Origin of the sequence: Chitinophaga sp. CB10, assembly GCA_001870995.2 — a bacterium.
GTDB lineage: Bacteria > Bacteroidota > Bacteroidia > Chitinophagales > Chitinophagaceae > Chitinophaga.
In genome coordinates, this window is the sequence record MLAV02000001.1 from 430,194 (window position 1) to 451,041 (window position 20,848).

The following is a 20,848-nucleotide window of genomic DNA, read 5'->3' on the forward strand; positions in this document are numbered from 1 at the left end:
GTGCAGCCTTTCACTTTACTTTCCATCACCCTAAAACATTCCATGTTATGAAATCAATGTTACTATGGACTTTGCATAAAAGTCAACATAGCGGTTCGCTACGTTTGCTCTTCCTGGCCTTACTGGTTACCCACCTTCTGCCTGCATATGCTACTACTCCGCCGCAGGAAAAGATCAGCATCTCCCTGGATCAGGTCAGTATTAAAACAGTGCTGAAAACTATTCAGCAAAAGAGTCGATGCCGGCTTATTTACAGCGACGACATCCTGCCGGAGAAACCACCCGTTTCCATTCATGCCGAAAATGCCACGGTGGAGCAGGTGCTGGCGCAAACCTTTACCGGTACCTCACTGCGGTATGCCGCGATGGAGAACGACGTAATCATCATCGCCGCAAAAGATGCCAGCGCAATTAAGATCAGCGGAACGGTCACCAATGAACGGGGCGACCTGCTGATTGGCGTATCCGTAAAGATAAAAGGTACCAACATTGGTACCATGACCAATGAAAAAGGCCATTTTGAATTACAGGCCACAGCAGGCGTTACGCTGGTATTCAGCTACGTGGGGTATGAGCAGATAGAAGTAGTGAGTACGGCCGATCCCCTCAATATTATTATGAAAGAAAGTGCCAGTGGTTTGAATGAAGTAGTGGTAGTGGGTTACGGCACACAGAAAAAAACATCGTCTACCGCATCGGTATCCGCCGTGCAGGGTAAGGAACTGGCAAAGTCGCCGGTAACCAATATCTCCAATTCGCTGGCGGGAAATGTGGCCGGTATCAGTATGCGCCCCAACGGCGGGCAGCCGGGAAGGGATAATCCCGATATCCATATCAGGGGTATTGCTACTACCGGTAATAACTCCCCGCTCATCGTAGTAGATGGTATCATCCGCAATAACATCAACGAAATTTCCCCCAGCTCCATCGCTTCCGTGACGGTACTGAAAGATGCCGCCGCCGTTGCGCCTTACGGATTGGGAGGCGCCAACGGGGTAATCCTTATCACTACCAAACGCGGGCAAACAGGTATCCCGTCGCTTTCCCTCAACGCGTACTATGGTTGGCAAACGCCTACCTATTATCCTAAAATGCTGAATGCACAGGATTATATGCGCCTGCGGAACGAAGCCTACCTGAATGAAAATCCCGGTGGTACACAGCAGCCTTTCCCGGAAGATTACATTAATGATTATGCCAATCTGAATGCGCAGGACCCCGATAAGTATCCTATCAGCAATACGAAAGACCTGGTACGCATGCATGCGCCCATGCAGAATTATAACCTCCAGTTAAGCGGTGGCACCAAGGTGGTTCGTTATTATGCCGGTATGGGTTTCCTTAACCAGGAAGGCATGTTTGCGCCGGTTAACTATAAGCGGTACGACTATAACGTAAACATGGAAGTAAGCGCTACGCCCACCACATTGGTGACCATGACGCTGATTGGCGCGATCCAAAATACCAACAGCGTAGACGCCGCCACCACGCCCGGCCAGTTGTTCCGCAGCGCCTACAAACTGATCCCCATTACCAATCTTTACTACAGCAATGGCTTGTGGGGCGAATTTGCCGGTAACTCCCCGGTGGGTATCCTGAACGCCGGTTACTCCCGCCGCAATTCAACCTCCCTGCTCACAACGCTGGCGGTAGAACAACAACTGCCATTCATTAAAGGGTTGAGCATTAAAGGAACTTTCAGCTATGACCCTACAGACGTAATGGTGAAAGGATGGCACACGCCATTTTACTTTTACTCACAGAATACGTCCACTACCCCTTATACCTATACGAAACAGATATCTACTTCGGAGGGTAATGCGGCCGCCTACACCTGGCTCAACCAGGAGTATGCGAAAAACCAGTACTTCACCTACCAGGGATTTCTCAATTACCACAATACCTTTGGTAAGCACGACATCACGGGGCTGCTCGTTGCGGAAGCCCGTAAGAACGATTCCACCGGTTTCTCCGCACGCCGTAATAACTTCGCTGTAAACATCGATGAGCTGGGCATGGGCAGCTCCAATAAGAATGATTTCGACAACAATGGTTCCACCGTTACCGGTAGCCAGCTTGGATTTGTATATCGCTTTGGTTACATCTACAATCATAAATACCTTTTTGAGGCAGCCGGCCGCTACGATGGCCACTACTATTTCGCGCCCGGCAAGCGCTGGGGCTATTTCCCCGCCTTCTCTGCCGGATGGATCGTATCTGAAGAAAAATTTATGGCCAACCGGCCATCGCTACTCAGCTACCTAAAGCTGAGAGGATCGTGGGGAAAATCCGGTAACCTGGCCGGGGCAGCGTTTCAATACCTCAATGGCTACAATTTATACGGTAACGCCTACGCGTTTGGAAACGGGAATATGGTGCAAGGCTCCAATATTACCATGGAAGCCAATACCAATATCACCTGGGAAATATCTGCCAAAACGGATGTAGGCCTGGATGCTTCTTTTTGGGACGGGCTGCTCACCCTTGAATTAGACTATTTCCATGAAAGAAGGACTGGGATGCTGCTGCCACCGGCGGTGACGGTGCCGGTAGAATATGGTCTGAACCTTTCCGATGAAAACCAGGGGATCATGGTGAACCACGGTTTTGAAGTGGTGGCAGGTACCAACTATCGTTTTTCAAATGGGCTGCAGTTCAACCTGACCGGTAATTTCAGCTATGCGAAGAATAAAATGGAGCAGATATTTGAAACTGCCGCTACGCGTAACAATCCTAACCGCAGCAGAACGGGCAGGCCTTTCGGTACACAGTTCGGGTACAAGTCGCAGGGCCTCTTTTCCCTGGAAGACGATAAAAACCACGATGGCGTCATCAACAGCGATGATGGCTACAACGTTACCCAGTTCGGTATATTACATCCCGGCGATATCCGCTATGTAGATATCAGCGGCCCGGATGGAAAACCCGATGGAAAAATAGATGCCTTTGACGAAGTTGTCATCGGTAACCCGGTGTATCCTTTCATTACCTACGGCTTTACCCCCAGCGTATCCTGGAAAGGGTTTGACCTCAGCTTGTTCTTCCAGGGCGCAGCCTTGTCCGGCCTGAATATCCGCGGGTTCCAGACCGTGCCTTTCAACAATAACAATAGTAATTCAGCCTATGAATACTATAACAACCACTGGACGCCCGGTACGCCTGATGCCAAATATCCGCGTGCCAATCAGTCGCCCTATGCTAATAACACCCAGAATTCCGATTTCTGGATCATGAAAACAGGTTAACTGCGCTTAAAAACAGCGGTGTTAGGATATACCCTTCCTGCCCGTATTACCAAAGCGATGAAGATGCAACGCCTCCGTGCTTACTTCTCCGGGCAAAACCTGCTCACCTTCAGCAAAATGAAGTTCATGGACCCTGAAGTAGGATATACCGACCTGGAAACGGCTTACCCTAACCAGAAGGTGATGGTGTTCGGCCTGAATGTCACTTTTTAGCTTCATCCTGTTAAACGCGTTAACATGAAACACTATATTAAGCTGTTACCGATTGCCATACTGTTTTTCAGTATGCTCTCCTGTAAGAAAGACTTCCTGGAAAATACCAATAAAGCCAAACTGACGGATGCCATGCAGTGGAGTACGGAGGGGAATGCGGATCTTTTCCTCAATGATATTTACAGCGCATTACCCAACTTTTGGAACCAGCCGGAGAACCTGGACAACTTCACCGATGATAATGATGCAGGCTTCTACTATACTTCCTATAACTGGAAGCAGGGTATTGTTGTGCCGTCTTCCAACGATTATACTGTTTGGGGAGGTGTTACAGGCCCCGGGGATCTTACCAACTGGACAACTACCTTCACCAATATACGCAAGTGCAATACTTTCATTACCGAAGTACGTAAAAATGCCCGGAACTTTTCGGAGGAATGGTTGAACAGGCGGCTGGATGAAGCCCGGTTCCTGCGCGCTTTTTATTACAGCCAGTTGTGGATGCACATTGGCGGACTCCCCATCATTACCGCGCCGGCAGACAGGCGTACCATGGACAGCGCTGCCATCTACACGCCCAGAAGCACCTTTGCTGAAACCGCTGATTTCATCACCACCCAGCTGGACTCCATCGTTAAAGGCGGTTACCTGGCGGCTAAATACAACAAGGGCGATGCTAATGCCGGCAGGGCTACGTTGGGCGCTGCGCTGGCCCTAAAGGGATGGGTGGAGCTGTATGCGGCGAGCCCGGCATTTAATGATGCGCAGCCCGCTGCCGGCAACGACCCTAACAAGGTAGCAGGATATAACAACTACGACGGACAACGCTGGGCCAAGGCAGCCGCTACCTTCAAACAATTCATTGACCTTTATGGTAACGGCAGGGTATATGAGCTGTTTCCCAACACTGCCGCCATTTGGTATGAAGCGAATGAATACCATTCCGAAGTGATCTGGGACCGCCAGGTGGTAGCAAATATTATGGGCTCCTCCTTTGAGCAATACGGCGGCCCCGTGTGGATCAACGGGGTGTACTACACCTGGGGGAATTACTGTCCTACCCAGGAACTGGTAGACCAGTTTTTCATGGCAAACGGAAAGCCTATCACCGACCCGGCTTCCGGCTATGACCCGCAACGGCCGTACACAGGCCGTGAGAAGCGCTTCTACGACTGGATCGTGTACGATGGCGCTCCTTACAAAATGGACTGGATGGATAAAGCTGATACCATATTTACCCGCATCGACAAAGTAAATCCTTCTAAAAACCAGATTGATTTCGGTACGGATGATGTAAGCAACACTGCCTATTATTTTAAGAAGCGGCTTAACCCATTGGTAAGGCCCGGCGGTGGCGCGGTAAGCGGCGCCAACTTCATCTATTACCGCTATGCGGAAGTATTGTTGGGATATGCGGAAGCGCAGAACGAAGCAGTGGGCCCCGACGCAAGTGTGTACGATGCCATCAACCAGATCCGCAAAAGGGCTAACCTGCCTAACCTGACGCCGGGGCTATCCCAGGCGGACATGCGCGCTGCTATCCGCCAGGAAAGAAGGGTAGAGCTGTGCTTTGAAAATAAGCGCTTCTATGATATTATCCGCTGGAAGACAGCCAACACTGTCATGAATGTGGACAAGCATGCGATGAAGATCTCGAATACCGTACCCGATAATAACTCCGGTGTGTGGAAGTACGAAGTGGTGCCGCTGAACCACCCGCATGTATTCACACAGAAAATGTACCTGAACCCAGTGCCGCAGGATGCCATAGACCGGAATCCGCGTATTGTGCAGAACCCTGGTTATTAGCAGGAAAGAAGAAACCTTTTCCTGCATTCTTTTATCTATAAAATGATAGCTCCATTGCGTATGGACAGAGAAATAATAGGGTAGGAATGAAAGTGACGGGAATGAAAAAGCCTTCATGATCTTTTGATTGTGAAGGCTTTGCTGTGAATGGCTGCATAGAGGTTACATGGAGCAATTCTCACATGAGATGAAATATGATAATCACCCGGGCGGTTATTGCAACCAGGGAAATAATATTAGCTGCGCTGTGAAAATATTATCAACTTTACTGCGGGGATGCATATAATCGAAAAAATTTGGCGGGCAGGAAATCAAAGAAAAAAGAAAAGGCCATCGTGCTGATGGCCTTTATAGCAATTTGATACTTATGGTGCCCAGAACAGGAATCGAACCTGCACTCCGTTGCCGAAACAAGATTTTGAGTCTAGCGCGTCTACCAATTCCGCCATCTGGGCAAATGCCTTTTGCACTGCTTTCCGCCGTAGCGGGATGCAAATGTAGGAATAAAATTTTAATAAACAAATATTTATTTTTTGTTCAGCCTAAATATTATAAAATCAGGGATATAACAGTTGGATATATCGGATAAAGATTCTATTTTACATGAAATGATCTATACCTCATGATAAGTTAATTCCCCAGGTACTGAGCATTGCTGTCCTGACCTCGCCACCCAACATTAAACACTGAGCTATGTAGTGTTGCATCCCCATGTAATACTCATCGCTGTCTTTAAATGAATAATTCGTCAATCAAGATTAACACTCCCTTACATGAAAAAACAACTGATTGTCCATCACTGTAGAAGCTACATGGGTAGGCTTTTACGGATTACCCTAACTATGATGTGGCTGGGTATCGTGCTGGATTCCGCCGGACAGGTAGACAAACCACGGTGGAAACCGAAGAGTTTTGAAATTAAAATAGATGAAAATGGTATGCTGCGCGAACTGCCCCCTTACGCCCTCGTGACAGACAAAACATACGAAATCAAGGTGATTATTGATTCTATGCCCGGCCAGCAGGAAAAGCTGTTGAAATTCCTTGCTGAAAAATCCCTGGAAAGTTATAATCAAATACAGGATGATATTGCCAGGGCGAATGATTTATTTGGAGCTGCGGCTACCCAGGACCTCCTGGAGGATTTAAAGGCGGTAAACACGATTGCCAGTATGGAACGCAATGATGCATTAAATGCACTGCAGGATAGCAATTGCCGAAGCCTTACCTCGTTTATAAGCAAAGATGTTTTAAAGGATTTGCTTTTTGATCGCCAGATGAAGTTAAGTGTCAATGGCAAAACATATTCATTTGATTACAAGAAAGGTTTTGATACTACCCTTATAATAACGGCTGATCAGTCAGAAAACCGGATCAACGTGGTGGTGGAAGATAAAGTTAAAATGTTCCTGAAAGCCTATTTTGACAGTACGCTTTCAAAAGAAAACCTGGATGCCCAATTGAAAAATGTGAACATTCAACGGTTCTATACACAGGATGTCCCGGCTGCGAAATTGACTTACGACGCAATTAAAAGCCTGCTGGATACACTCACAAAGGCCGATACGCCCGTGCTTTGTAACACCGGCCTAATGCAGCGCTATCATGACCTGAAGAATCGGACTTCCCTTTTTTACAACCTGGTCCATTCAAAATGGATGCTATACTGGAGCTGGTACACCGGCAGTAATTTTCGCCTTAACCCCCTGCCATTTACTGATGAAGCCCGGCTTCCAGCATCGTACGCCATGCTGGAAGCGGACAAGGATACTTACCGCCGCTACCTGGATTCCGTCATTTCGCTGATGCTGCGTGCGGATCAGCTCAATACCGCCAAAACAGATTATAAGCATATGGACAGCCTGTTGCAGGAGCGGCAAAGTAACCGTTTTGCCACTGCCAGGATACAGGCCCTTAAAGCAGTGAATAAAGAGCAGGCCACAGCCATGCAGCAAACCATGTGGACGGCCAACAGCATCATCACCATAAATGTAGAAAAGAAAAAGCGTCGCAAACTGATCCTCCGGGCCTATAACGCCTCAGATAAACTGAAAGGCGGCAGTATGCCGGAAGCAGTGCCAACAGACACCAGGGTAGTGGCCGTGGCTTATAACATTCCGCAGAAAAAAGAAGTTACGTTTAAGGAAAACGCCAGCCCGATAGAGGACAAGTCGGCAGCAGTGAAAGATGTCAATTCAGCCCTGGATATTGCCGGTACGGGAATTGGCGGCGCAGCAAAAACTTCGTCTGCGTTTAGCCAAATAGTATCGGGTTTCCGTGCAAAAGACTATAAGCCTGGTTTAACAATAACGCCAGTCGAAAACCAGGAAAGTATTAATAAACTGTATGAGAGGGAATCTAATAACCCTTATCAGATGCGATTGACCAAAGATCCCCAGGGCAATAGTGTCTTGCTGATGTTGGTGCATAATGGCCAGGAGCTTAAACATGCCAACCTTACCGAAACGGCCTTAGATTTTCTGGCGGAAAAGAATCTGAAGTGTGATTCATTCCCGGATAAAGTACTACAGAAAATACGCGGCTTTCAGGAAGTTACTGTGAACTTAGGGACGATTGAAGCTGTTGCCTCCAATGGATTTAAGGAGAAAGTTAAGGCTTATGCCGATAGCGTAAACCACATCATAGCGGAAGTATATAAACAGGAGATGGATTTGATAATTAATGACCTTACGGATCTCGCTAAGAAGTGGGGTGTCGTTGCCGCATTCGGAGAATACCCCCGCTACATTCTCCCTCCCGCTAAATTTGAAAGCAACACAGATACCACCCCGGCATACCGGAATAAAATCTTTCTCCTGGCTAACGAAACTTCCGCTCAAAAGAAAAGTTTTGAGTTAGCGCTTGTTGATTCCAAAACCCAGGCAACGCAATTCACTTACAAGGGTAGTTATAAAACCTCCCCGGAACACCTTTTTACAGCCAGTATAGGCGTACTGAACCTCGTTTCGCCTGTCTACCAGGTGAATGCCACCATGGAAAATGGAGCCATCAGGACCTCCGTTGATGAGGAGAGGGTCAGGTTGTTTGCAGGATTGCACCTGCATCCATGGAAGATACTGTTGACGAACGACAAGCCAATTTGGCAACTGTGTGGCAGAGATTTCTTCAGCAGGGTTTCATTATTTGCCGGCGTCAGCTTCCCCAAGCCACTGTACAACCCTCATGCTGGACTGTCTTTTGATATTTGGGCCGGCATCAAAGCCAATGTAGGATACCACTGGTACAGGTACACGGAATACACAGTAGTGAATAATCAAATTACGGATGAAAAATCGCGTTATCGCAAACAGGGCCTATGGTACGGCATCAGTATCGACCCTGTTACATTCGCAAAAATCATTGGACTCTTAAATCTTTAAGCAAATGAAATCCATATATATCCTTCTGATCGGGTGCCTGCTCGCTGTAAGCTGTGAATATGAGCCCGTTGGCGACCTTGCCGGCACTTCCTACATCCGCGGCAGGCTGATGCTGGTAGATAATATTACACAGTCCGCCAATTACCAGCCACTGGGGAAGAAGCGGGTGCTGCTGAACTATCCTGACCGGGACTCCCTCAATTACCTGTTCAGCACCGTTACAGATGATAACGGTTACTTTATCTTTGAGCATCTCAAGGAATTCCAGCCATATAAGGTCTACTACGAAGATACCATCAAGGGCGTGCTGTATAGCGCCAGGGGCGAAGCCAGGCCTCCCATGGATACCCTGTTGCTGGTGGCGGAAGTAGCACGGACAAAGCAAAGAGGTATTCATATCACGGTGGTAGGGAGCGATGGGGGAACAGTGGCGAATGTGCCAATTTGTATTTTCAATTCTGCCACACTTTCCTATAAAAATAATACCTGCGATGGCAGTAACTATTCCATCACTACAGATGCCACCGGAAAAGCCTTTAAATTTGATATCCCGGCCGGTACTTATTACATCCTTGCAAAAGTGAAGATGGGAGAACAGCAGATCGTCGTTAAGCAGGATAATGTAGTCGTAACGGACAGTATTGAATTCCGCACGCTTACCGCCGCAGGCCCCGGCGCCACCAACGGCATTAAGTTCGTTACCCGCGACGCCACAGGCGCTATTATCCCGGGCGCGAATATCTGCATCTTCACCAGCCCCTATTTATTCCAGCGAAGCCTGTGCGATGGCAGCAACTATCAGCTGATGTCTGACGCAGCAGGGAATGCTTCCATCAGCGCGATCCCACCGGCTACCTATTACGTGAAAGCCAGCTGGGTAACCAAAGATACCCTCGCTGCACATAAAGATACCCTGGTAGGTACCGCCACTATTGACCTCCAGTCATCAGTACTCACCCAGGTCATGACGCTGCAACATCCGTAATTGCAATATGCTAAAAGTTCTTTAAAGATCCCGGCCACAATAGCGGCCGGGATCTTTTGTTTGGAAGGTGGCTACGGGATTCATCCTACCGGCTGAAAATCTCTAATATCCTTTTCCATTTCCCCTACTATTTGTAATTTTGGAATAGCTGTAATGAAATACTTAGAAACACTACCCACGCCATCACTAACTCCCTTTATTCACTCATTTTGGGAGCTGAAAGGCGATGCTGCGGATGAACAATGGGAACGGATTTTCCCCGATGGATGTGCAGGCATCCTCATCAACTTAGGGGATACTTCCCTCACCGATAACGGCAGGACCAAACTGGAACCTGGCCGCACCTACGCGGTAGGCGCCATGACCACGTATAAAGATAACTTCATCACACAGGATACCCGCCTGCTGGGCGTGTGTTTAAAACCAGGCGCCTTCTCCAGCTTCTACCACTTCGCCCCGCAAAGTGAAATACTCGACCAAACCGTTTTGCTGGAGCCAACACACGCGTTTAACCCGGATAAACTGGTTAAAGATCCTATCCATTATTTAAACGGCTATTTCGCGAGCAGGCTGCAACGTAAAAGCAACGGCCTGGAACCGGTGATCGCCACTATCCACCGGGCAAAAGGCCGGGTAAGTATATCCCATGTCGCTAAAAGTCACTTCACCACCGTAAGGCAGCTGGAGCGTAAATTCAAACTACAGGTAGGCATTTCCCCGAAAGAATACGCCAATATCATCCGCTTTCAACACACCCTGTCCGCCATCCGGGATAAAGAAGAGGAGAGGAGCCTGCTGGATATCGCGTATGAATGCGGTTACTACGACCATTCCCACCTGGCAAATGATATTAAAAAACACACCGGGATGATTCCCTCTCAACTTTAATTTTGTCGCATTTTTCCAAAACCCGAATGACCAGCAAACCTATTTTTGTGTAAAGAAAAAAATCAGTAGCAAATGCGTAAATTATCACTTTTCATCGCCACTAGCCTGGATGGTTATATTGCAAAGCTGAATGATGACCTGGGTTTCCTCAAGCTGGTAGAAAAAGAAGGGGAAGATTATGGATATGCCCAATTCACCAGCAACATCGACACGATTCTCATTGGCAGAAAAACTTATGATTACGTTGTAAGAGAAATCGGAACTTCCCATTATGATAACGGTGAACGGGATATTTATGTCGTAACCAGGCAGGAGAAACCGGATACAGGCAGGATTAAATTTTATGCCGGCAGCCTGGCCGAATTGGTGAAGAAACTAAAAGCCCAGCCGGGGAAAGATATTTATTGCGACGGTGGGGCAGAGGTGATCAATGAATTACTCAACCATGACCTGATAGATGAGATGACCATTTCCATCGTGCCGGTGTTGCTAGGCAGCGGAACCCGCCTTTTCAAGGACGGACGGCCTGAACAACTGCTGGAACTGTTAGCGGTTAAGACGTTTGACACCGGGTTAACACAATTGCATTTTCGCAGGAAACACGCTGACGGGAAATAGCCGCCTGGCTTCCGGGTATTACGTGATTAATATTTTATGGCTAAATTAGTGGATGCACTTTACCGCTATTTACAGTGGCAGGTAATATTAAAACCAACAGTGAAACCATGGAACACAAAAACAATCCTCAGCCGGACAATACCGCAGCCCGAACCGCCTTATGGAGAGCCCTCCATGTTTTTGCGGATGAGCAGCCTTACATTATCGAAGACAAAGTAGGCTACGAACTACTCCAGCCCGAACAGGATTGGCAGGAACGGCCGGACATGAAGTACACAAAGCGGTTACGCGCTTCCATCGTTGCCCGTGCCCGTTTTGTTGAAGACATGGCAAAGGACCAGATCAACCAGGGCGTTAAACAATACGTGCTGCTCGGCGCCGGGCTCGATAGCTTTGCCCAGCGAAATAAAAACCTCGCCCGCGAAGTGGATATCTACGAAATTGACCAGCCGGAAACCCTGGCCTGGAAGCAGGAAAAGCTCGTGGAAAACGGCTATTCGATCCCGGATCACCTTCATTTCGTGCCGGTAAATTTTGAAACCTCCTCCTGGTGGGATGAATTATTGAAGCAGGGTTTTGACTTTTCACAGCGGGCCTTTGTTTCCTGCACGGGCGTAACGCTGTATCTCACCAGGGAAGCCATTACGGACACGCTGCGTAAATTGACTTCCCTGGCCCCGGGCTCCACCATCGCTATCGCATTCTACCTGCCCATAGCGGAACTCGACCCGGAAGATCAGCCCATGCAGGAAATGGCCAATAAAGGAGCCGCCGCTGCCGGCACGCCGTTCGTGAGCTTTTTCCCCGTAGCTGCCGTTGAAAAAATGGCGAATGAAATAGGACTGAAAGCAGTACGGACAGTTTCAACGAAAGACATGGAAGAAAAATATTTCAAAGGAAGAAAAGACCAGCTGACACCCGCCAGCGGAGAATTTTTCCTGGTAGCCAGGATATAATATCCACCCCAAAAAACAACTGCGATCATTTTACATCCATCCTGCATTAAGTAACCCATTTTTCCGAAAGAAAAAATAAAAATATCCGCCGCAAAAAAATGTAGGAAATTGAAAAAATATTATATCTTCATCCACACAGAATAGAAATTGACCCAGTGATGTTGAAGACCCATAGTTAATCCTGTAACTACCATGAAACGGCTGATGAACCCAAAGACTCAAAATGACCTAATTATGAACCTGTTTATTTAAAACTAAAATCAAATTTTACTGTCCGGCTAAAATGATCTGTTGAGCTAAACACAGTTCACCTGCGGGTAAACAGTTTTGTCGAGTATTACCTAAGCACATAAGGCGTTCATAACTGATGAACTCCTCCTGTAATTCTTTGCCCTAACTTTTCCTGGCCCGATTGCCAGCCGGACGATCATGTAAATAACCGAATGATGAGTAAACAGACGGCACTAGTTACAATGGTACTGGTCATGTGTTGCTGGCATACTGTCTCAGGGCAGCTACGCATTTCCGGTAGGATCACAGACAGTACATTTCACCCCGTAGCCTATGCTACCGTTGAATTGCTACAGGATAGCATACCTGCGCATTCCGGCTTTGCCGATAGTACCGGCAGCTACCTGCTGGCAGGTATCGCGCCCGGCAAATACCGGCAAGTGGTGAAATACCTCGGCAGCAACATATGGGAACAAACGTTGTTTATTAACCGGGATACGGTAACGGATATACGCATCCCGTCAAACGCCGGTAAATACCTCTCCGGCGTTACCATCACCGCTAACAAAAAGCTGATCGAACAGCTCGGCGATAAACTGATCTTCCATGTCGAAAATAGTCCGCTTTCCAAAGGCTTCAACGCCGTCGAAGTGCTGCAACGCAGTCCTAAACTGACCGTTGGCCCGGATGGGGAAGTGTTGCTGGCCAACCGCAGCGTTACGCTGCTCATCAACGGCCGCAAACCCACCCTGCAAGGCGCGGCCCTGGCCAGTTTCCTGGCAGGCCTCAATGCGGAAGATATTAAACGCATCGAAATACAAAACTCCGCCTCGGCAGAACAGGATGCAACTGCCGGCGGAGGTGTAGTCAACATCATCGTAAAAAAGAAGTTGAATGGTTTTAAGGGAATCGCTAAATCTTCCTACCTGTTCCGCAAACAGGATTACGGTACCTACAACGGCAGCCTTAGCCTGAATTACGGCTCCGAAAAACTGGGCCTGTATTCGGTCTTCGGCTATAGCGATAATAAAGACCTGGGCAAAACCAACGGGAAATTTGCTTACCAGTCCGGCGTTACCAATACCAATACGGAAAGCTTTGATCAGACGGATAACAGCATAGACCTCCGCACAGGCCTCGTGTACTATCCAAACAAACGGAATGAATTTGGCATCGAAGGCTATATCAACCGTAACAGCTTCAATTTTGACGAACAAGGCACGCAACAGCTATCCGTCAAAAACACCGCGCCGGTCAACAGCAACATCCACTCCATCTCCGGGTTGAAGAATAAACCCTGGTATGTAACGCTGAACTATGGCTACAAAACGGATTCATCTGGCAGCAGCATTCAGTTCATAGGGGATTTGGGGAGAGAAAATAGCCGTCCCTTTAACGACGTGCAAACGTATTATCCCGATGACCCGGTCAGGAACAGCCATTATCAATACCGTACTACTGCGCTATCGGATTACTTTACCATCCAGGCCGACTGGACGCAGCAATGCAGCCATGGTATTCAGTTACAGGCAGGCCTGAAGTATGGTAAGGTAAAGCGCAGCAACGTCGTGATCCCGCAATTCCTGGAAAATAACCAATGGATCATCGACGAAAATCAACACCAGGACTTCGATAACAACGAAGGCATCTTCGCCGGGTATGGCACGCTCAGCAAACAGTGGAAACAGCATTTTCTGAAAGCCGGCCTCAGAGCGGAGAACACATCGGTTAAAGGATTCAACAGGCGGAATAATAAGGACGTTAGCCAGCGCTATACCCAATTATTTCCCAGCCTTTTCTATAAATACAACTGGCAACAGGATAAGGGCTTTTCCGCCAGCTATAAGCGGAGCATTACCCGCCCTTCCTTTGCGGACCTCAATCCGTACACGGTCAAGCAAAATGATTACCTGTATCAGATAGGCAATCCTTACCTGCAGCCGTATTACATGGATATGGCAGAACTAAGCCTGGATATCCCTTCCCAGTCGTTCACCCTCTTCGGCAGGAAGACGGTCAACATCATCCAGGGCGCTTACTTCACGGATAATAACCTGGTCAATTATTTCCAGCCTCAGAACTTCGGGAATTTTTACGAAACAGGTATCGATCATAATTATAGCGGCGACCTGGCGAAATGGTGCTACGCCAGCGTAAGTACAGGCGTCTTCTATAACTCCTTTGAAGCGGTCGACGGGGTGAAGACGGCAGGCATATCGTTCTATAACAATATCTACCTGCATTTCAGCCTGTCCAAAACCTGGTCGGTGGACCTCTTTAATAACTACCAGCACCGCTACCGGAATAAAAACCTCCTCGGGGAGCCCAAGTATAAAACGGACGTGGTGCTGAAGAAGTCGTTCCCGCAGGCAGGCCTCATCTGCATGCTGCGCGCCAACGATATTTTCAATACCCGTATCGACGAGAACCTGTCCTACTACAAGGATTTTACTTCTTACTTCTACATGAAAAGGCTGACAAGGAGCATTTCCTTCTCCATCCAGTACACGTTTGACAACAAGAAGAAGGTGAATACGGACAGGGTAAGCTCGCAAAATGAAAGCAGACAAAGACTTTAGTACTATATAGTCCAACTCGTTGCAACAAGGAGATTGCTGAAAATCCTGAAGAGAGTAAGCATAAAACTTTAAAACCTAACAAAATGAAAGTTAAAAACACTTTAAAAGGTCTGGAGAAAAAAGTTACTCCTCTGAAACAGAACGAACAAGGTAAACTGAAAGGTGGTTTCTCTGCTTTTGGCGCCACTGAACCAGTTAAATCAGAACCAGTAAACGTAAACGTGGACGTGGCTTCTGGTCATACCTGTGCTTGCGCTTGCAAATGATTTCAAACAGTAAAGCCGGTTTTAGCTTGCTAAAACCGGCTCCTTCATCAGGCCATTTAAATGTAATCGTATGAAATTAAGTCGATTTAACACCGCCGTTCCGTATGGTGATGCCATCGTGTATCATAACTCCTTTGCCAATAAATTCCTCCTCCTGGATAGCTCCCTCTACGATATGCTGATGGTGGTAAAAACGCCGGCCGACCTGGAAGAACTCCGCGATATCCACGAAGAGTTTTACGACGCGCTCGTAGACCTCGGGTTTATCGTGGAAGACGAAGTGGATGAACTGCAGCGGGCACGCGACCTCATTACCAGCATCGATAACCAGGACCACTACTTCCACCTGATCGTCAACCCTACCATGAACTGTAATTTCAGTTGCTGGTACTGCTACGAAAATCATGAACGTAAATCCAAAATCACGGACGACGTTATTGATAAAATAGAACTCCTGATAGAAAATATCTTCCGGCAAAATCCCAAGATCCAAATCTTCAGCCTCTCATTTTTCGGCGGCGAGCCCTTACTCTTCTACGATAAAATGAGCATCCTGATGAAACGCGCCAAAGCCATCACCGACCGGCTGGGCAAGGAACTGCAAATCTCCATTACCTCCAACGGCCTGCTGATCGATAAAGCCATCATCGAAGAGCTGAAAGGCTATATCGTTTCCGGCTTCCAGATCACGCTGGATGGCAACCGCGAACACCATGACCAGGTACGCTTCGTATCCAAATCCAGGGGCTCTTATGATAAGATTATTGCCAACATAAAAGACCTTGCCAGGAACGGCTTTATTGTTACCCTGCGCATCAACTTTACCAAAGAGAACCTCAACGGACTGGAAGAAGTGATCAACGACCTGGACGACCTCACCGTAGAAGAAAAAAGCCTGATATCCCTCTCCATGCAGAAGGTTTTCCAGGAACCCGGCACGCCGGAACTGGTGCAGCGCGTGGCCCTCTTCAAAGAGTACGCCAAGCAGCACCACATCTACCACCGGAGCGCCATCCTCGCGGATACGGTTCGCAGCTCCTGCTATGCGGATAAAGTAAACGAAGCCGTGATCAACTACAACGGCGATGTATATAAATGCAACGCCCGGGATTTCAACCAGAAAAATAAAGAAGGCGTGCTGACGGAACAGGGCGAAATCATCTGGAACGAACAACATGCCCGCCGCCTCACACCCAAGCTCACCAACAAACCCTGCCAGGAATGCTCCATCATGCCCATCTGCGGCGGCGGTTGCAGCCAGATGGTGCTGGAAAACCTGGATAAGGAATACTGCGTGCATGAATTCGACGAAAACAGTAAGAAACAACTGGTCCTGGAAATGTTTTTAGATCAGCAAACGACAAGTATATAAGATGAAATTCTTTCCTCAGCATGATCAGATGGATTGCGGGCCTGCCTGCCTGGCCATGGTGGCTTCCTATTACGGCAAGACCTACGGCCTGACCTACCTCCGCGAGCATTCATTTATTTCCCGGGAAGGCGTATCCTTGCTGGGAATAAGTGAGGCGGCGCAGCGGATAGGCATGGAAACACTGCCCGGAAAGCTCACCACCGACATGCTGGCGGAACCCAACACACCGCTGCCGGCCATCCTGCACTGGAACCAGAATCACTTTATCGTGCTGCGGAAAGTAACCCGGCAGCCGCTCACCGGCAGGCAGCAATTCAAAATTGCAGACCCGGCCCATGGATTCATCACCCTCTCCCGCGAACGTTTTGAACAGCAATGGCTCTCCGACGGCGGGGAAGGCGTAGCGCTGTTTCTCCATCCCACAGCGGCCTTCGAGAATTTTGAACCTCCAAAGGAACAAAATGCCTCTATCCGTTATCTCTTTAGCTACCTGACCCCGCATAAACGCCCGCTGATATGGATGCTGCTGCTGTTGCTGCTCGGGTCCTGCATCTCACTGACGTTTCCTTTCCTGACACAAAGCCTGATCGACAAAGGGGTAAACGGGAAGAACCTCCATTTCATCACCCTGATCCTACTGGCGCAACTGAGCCTGTACCTGGGCTCCCTCGGGATGGAACTGCTGCGCAACTGGATGATGATGGTAGTGGCCACCAAAGTCAACATCCAGATCATTTCGGACTTCCTCCGCAAGCTGCTGAAGCTGCCCATCAAATTTTTCGATACCAAGCTAATGGGCGATTTCAATCAGCGTATAGCCGACCACGATAGGATAGAAACCTTCCTCACCTCCCAAAGTCTGCTCACCTTCTTTTCCATGATCACCTTCCTGGTGTTCTTCGGCGTGCTGTGGTATTATAATCCGCAGTTGCTAATGATATACCTGGGATTGAGCACAGTAGCGGTGTTATGGTCCCTGTACTGGATGCGGCAGCGCAAAATACTGGACTATTTCAGGTTCCAGCTGCGCAGCGAAAACCAGCAGTCCATCTTCGAAATCATCAACGGCGTCACGGAAATGAAGCTCAACCAGTTCGAAGATTATAAGCGGACCGAATGGGAAAAGATCCAGCATAAAATTTTTAAGATCAACATCCGCAGCATGAAGCTCAACCAGGTTCAGCTCTCCGGCTTTGAATTCCTGAACCAGATGAAGAACATCCTGGTGACCTTCCTGGCGGCTTCCCTCGTGGTAACGGGCCATATGACCCTCGGCGCGCTGTTAAGCGTGTCCTATATCATTGGCCAGATGAACACCCCCATTAATCAACTGGTGAACTTTTTCAGGTCGTTACAGGACGCGCGCTTAAGTATGGCACGCCTAAACGAAGTGCAGCAACATGAAGAAGAGGACGCCGGGGCAACCGCTGCGGATACGGATAACGGTAGCGCATACACTTATTCCAGCCTGGACTTCCGTTTGTCAGGCGTGGATTTTCAGTACGAAGGGCCCTCATCTCCCCATGTACTAAAAAATATAAACCTGCATATTCCGCAAGGGAAGGTGACCGCTATTGTAGGAGCCAGCGGCAGCGGCAAAACCACCTTAATGAAGCTGCTGCTGAAATTCTATGAGCCCGTAAAAGGCCAGATCCGCCTGGGGGACCGCCCGCTGCCGGAAGTTCCGCACCTCTGGTTGCGGCGCAACAGCGGCGTAGTGCTGCAGGACGGGTTCATTTTTGGCGATACCATCCTGCGCAATATCATTTGCGGCGATGAGGAAATTGATATGGAACGTCTGGTAAACGCCCTCCGTATTGCCAATATCCAATCCTTCGTAGAGCAGTTGCCGTTACAGCTGAATACCAAGATAGGCGCCTCCGGCAGCGGTATCTCCGGCGGGCAGCGCCAAAGAATCCTGATCGCCCGCGCCGTGTACAAGAACCCGCAGTTCCTCTTCTTCGACGAAGCTACTTCCGCACTGGACGCCGAAAATGAAAAGGTCATCCACGATAATTTACAGACCTTCTTTAAAGGGAAAACGGTCGTCATCATCGCCCACCGCCTGTCGACCGTTAAAAATGCTGATCAGATCATCGTACTGAAGGAAGGGCAGATCGTGGAGTTCGGTACTCACCAGCAACTGGTAGCGAGCCGGAAGAATTATTTTGATCTGGTAAAGAACCAGCTGGAATTAGGCGTATAACCGCCCGCGTTAGCGGCTTATCTCTCCCCCCAAAAAAAATAATTACATGTTTTTTTAGTGTATTAAAAGATGCCGGCCCGCCATTTAACCTGCCGCCAAAACCCGTGTTCGGCAACAGGAATGCATATACGCCATATGTGATCCAAGTGTCTTAATTATCGCTGTTAATGATTGATAATCAGTATGTTGTAATTAAATTTTCCAATAATTTTCCCTAACTTTCCTCCATCTTTTAACCACAAAAAAATTCCACATTATGAAAAAGATCCATCTCCGGCTGCTAGCCGTGAGCCTGCTCGCTATTGCCTTTTTTGCCTGTAGGAAAAATAGCTATATACCAGGGGAAGGGGGAGAGATCACCACCGCCAGGGCCAACGAATCCGTCAGCATCTGGCAGACGACCGGCAGTCAAAGCCAGTTGCTACAGCAGCAGGGAAATGTAACCTTTGCCCCGGACGCCGGCACGGCCAGCACCACCATCACCGTCAACGATGCTACTACCTACCAAAGCATGGACGGCTTCGGGTTCACCCTCACCCAGGGCAGCGCGAAATTAATCAGCAACCTCTCCGCCACCGCGCAAAACTCCTTGCTGAATGAACTGTTTAGCCCCACGGGCGGCATTGGCCTTTCCGTTATTCGTATAGGCGTGGGCGCTACTGACCTGAGCGATTATTCCTACACTTACCGGGACGGCGCCTCCTTCAGCCTCGCCGGGCCTGACCTCACCTACACCATCCCCATCCTGAAAAAGATCCTGGCCATCAACCCCGCCATCAAAGTACTGGCCACCCCCTGGAGCGCCCCCGTGTGGATGAAAACCAACGGCTCCTTTGTAGGCGGCACCCTCAAGGCGGAAAACTACGAAAGCTACGGGCAGTACTGGCTGGACTATATGAACGCCATGCGCGCGCAGGGCATCGAAATCTGGGCGGTGACCCCGCAGAACGAGCCGCTGAACCCCTACAACGAGCCCAGCATGACGCTCAGCAAGGAAAACGAACTGGGACTGATCAACGATTACATGGGGCCAAAGCTCAGGGGCGCCGGCTTTAACTGCAAGATCATCTGCTACGATCATAATTGCGACAATACGGAATTCCCCATTTACGTAGCCAACAACAGCTCTTATGTGGACGGTTCGGCGTTTCACCTCTATGCCGGCAATATTTCCGCGATGACCACCGTAAAGAACGCCACCAACAAAAACGTGTACTTTACCGAACAATACACTTCCACTACCGGCAGCTTCTCCGGCGACCTCTCCTGGCACATCCAGAACGTAGTGATAGGCTCGGTGAACAATTGGTCCAAAACGGTATTGGAATGGAACCTCGCGAGCGACTCCCAGGGCGGCCCGCATACTCCCGGCGGCAGCACCGTTTCCCGCGGCGCCATTACGATCGACGGTAGCGCCATCACCCGCCGCGTAGGCTATTACATCATTGCGCACGTCTCCAAATTCGTACAGCCGGGAGCGTTACGCATTGCTTCCAACAGTTCCGGCAGCATTCAAACCACCGCTTTCAAAAACAGCGATGGCTCGAAAGTCTTGCTGGCCTTTAACAACAGCGGCGCCAGCGTCTCCTTCAAAGTAAAATGGGGCAGCCAGTCGTTTACCTATTCCTTACCCGGCGGTGCAGTGGCTACCTTCAAATGGTCCGGCGCCGGCAGCGGCAACCCCTCCGTCGCACCTATCGGCCAGCAGATTACCCTGAAAGGCTTTAACAATATGTACGTCAGCAGCGAGAACGGTACCCAGGCCATGAATTGCAACAGGGCTACGGCATCCGGCTGGGAAACCTTTACAGTAGTGGATGCCGGCGGCGGTAAGATCGCCCTGCAGGCCATGGGCAAATACGTATCCTCCGAAGACGGCGCCCAGGCCATCACCTGCAACCGCGCTACCATTGGCGATTGGGAAAAGTTTGACTGGGTGGTGAATGCAGACGGGAAAATTTCCCTGCGGGGCAATAACGGGCGCTATGTCAGCTCGGAAAACGGTACCCAGGCTATGACCTGCAACCGTACTTCCATCTCAGGCTGGGAGGCCTTCGGCGTCAACCAATAATCTTCATCCGGTACCCGCCGCGGCTATGG

The 20,848-nt window shown here is 49.0% G+C and carries 13 protein-coding genes and 1 tRNA gene; 13 read left to right on the top strand and 1 reads right to left on the bottom strand.

The features are described 5' to 3' along the window. The first annotated feature begins 47 nt into the window (after positions 1-47). The 3 genes from BOC67_RS01775 to BOC67_RS01785 are packed head-to-tail and all read left to right on the top strand — an operon-like array spanning position 48 to position 5,267. Positions 48-3,245: a TonB-dependent receptor gene (locus tag BOC67_RS01775; RefSeq protein WP_291906628.1), complete on the top strand. Its 3,198-nt coding sequence runs from the start codon at positions 48-50 to the stop codon at positions 3,243-3,245. 18 nt (positions 3,246-3,263) lie between these two features. After that, on the top strand, positions 3,264-3,458 hold the full coding sequence (locus BOC67_RS01780; protein WP_291906629.1) for a hypothetical protein: 195 nt from the start codon (positions 3,264-3,266) through the stop codon (positions 3,456-3,458). A gap of 24 nt (positions 3,459-3,482) precedes the next feature. Then, positions 3,483-5,267, top strand: coding sequence for a RagB/SusD family nutrient uptake outer membrane protein (locus BOC67_RS01785; RefSeq protein ID WP_291906630.1), 1,785 nt, complete (start codon positions 3,483-3,485; stop codon positions 5,265-5,267). Positions 5,268-5,635: 368 nt separating this feature from the next. Here BOC67_RS01785 and BOC67_RS01790 read toward each other — a convergent pair. Beyond that, positions 5,636-5,722, bottom strand: a tRNA-Leu gene (locus BOC67_RS01790). A 318-nt stretch (positions 5,723-6,040) separates the two neighbouring features. Between BOC67_RS01790 and BOC67_RS01795 the strand changes: the two genes are divergently transcribed. The 10 genes from BOC67_RS01795 to BOC67_RS01840 all read left to right on the top strand — a co-directional run bounded on the left by BOC67_RS01795 (position 6,041) and on the right by BOC67_RS01840 (position 20,819). Then, complete coding sequence (locus BOC67_RS01795; RefSeq protein ID WP_291906631.1) at positions 6,041-8,647, top strand: hypothetical protein; 2,607 nt, start codon at positions 6,041-6,043, stop codon at positions 8,645-8,647. Positions 8,648-8,651: 4 nt separating this feature from the next. After that, positions 8,652-9,632 carry a carboxypeptidase-like regulatory domain-containing protein gene (locus BOC67_RS01800; protein ID WP_291906632.1) on the top strand — a complete coding sequence of 327 codons (981 nt, stop codon included), beginning with the start codon at positions 8,652-8,654 and terminating at the stop codon, positions 9,630-9,632. A gap of 153 nt (positions 9,633-9,785) precedes the next feature. Continuing rightward, entirely contained in the window at positions 9,786-10,520 is a 735-nt protein-coding gene (locus BOC67_RS01805) for a helix-turn-helix transcriptional regulator (protein ID WP_291906633.1), read from the top strand. A 72-nt stretch (positions 10,521-10,592) separates the two neighbouring features. Continuing rightward, positions 10,593-11,138 carry a dihydrofolate reductase family protein gene (locus tag BOC67_RS01810; RefSeq protein ID WP_291906634.1) on the top strand — a complete coding sequence of 182 codons (546 nt, stop codon included), beginning with the start codon at positions 10,593-10,595 and terminating at the stop codon, positions 11,136-11,138. A 107-nt stretch (positions 11,139-11,245) separates the two neighbouring features. Beyond that, positions 11,246-12,094 carry a class I SAM-dependent methyltransferase gene (locus BOC67_RS01815; protein WP_291906636.1) on the top strand — a complete coding sequence of 283 codons (849 nt, stop codon included), beginning with the start codon at positions 11,246-11,248 and terminating at the stop codon, positions 12,092-12,094. A 443-nt stretch (positions 12,095-12,537) separates the two neighbouring features. Next, positions 12,538-14,904 carry a TonB-dependent receptor gene (locus tag BOC67_RS01820; protein WP_291906637.1) on the top strand — a complete coding sequence of 789 codons (2,367 nt, stop codon included), beginning with the start codon at positions 12,538-12,540 and terminating at the stop codon, positions 14,902-14,904. A gap of 83 nt (positions 14,905-14,987) precedes the next feature. Continuing rightward, complete coding sequence (locus tag BOC67_RS01825) at positions 14,988-15,170, top strand: hypothetical protein (RefSeq protein ID WP_291906638.1); 183 nt, start codon at positions 14,988-14,990, stop codon at positions 15,168-15,170. Between the two features lie 70 nt (positions 15,171-15,240). Beyond that, a complete protein-coding gene (locus tag BOC67_RS01830; RefSeq protein WP_291906639.1) occupies positions 15,241-16,542 on the top strand; it encodes a radical SAM protein in 1,302 nt (433 codons plus the stop codon). A 1-nt stretch (position 16,543) separates the two neighbouring features. Then, positions 16,544-18,748 carry a peptidase domain-containing ABC transporter gene (locus BOC67_RS01835; protein WP_291906640.1) on the top strand — a complete coding sequence of 735 codons (2,205 nt, stop codon included), beginning with the start codon at positions 16,544-16,546 and terminating at the stop codon, positions 18,746-18,748. 256 nt (positions 18,749-19,004) lie between these two features. Beyond that, a complete protein-coding gene (locus tag BOC67_RS01840; RefSeq protein ID WP_291906641.1) occupies positions 19,005-20,819 on the top strand; it encodes a glycoside hydrolase family 30 beta sandwich domain-containing protein in 1,815 nt (604 codons plus the stop codon). Positions 20,820-20,848 lie beyond the last annotated feature (29 nt).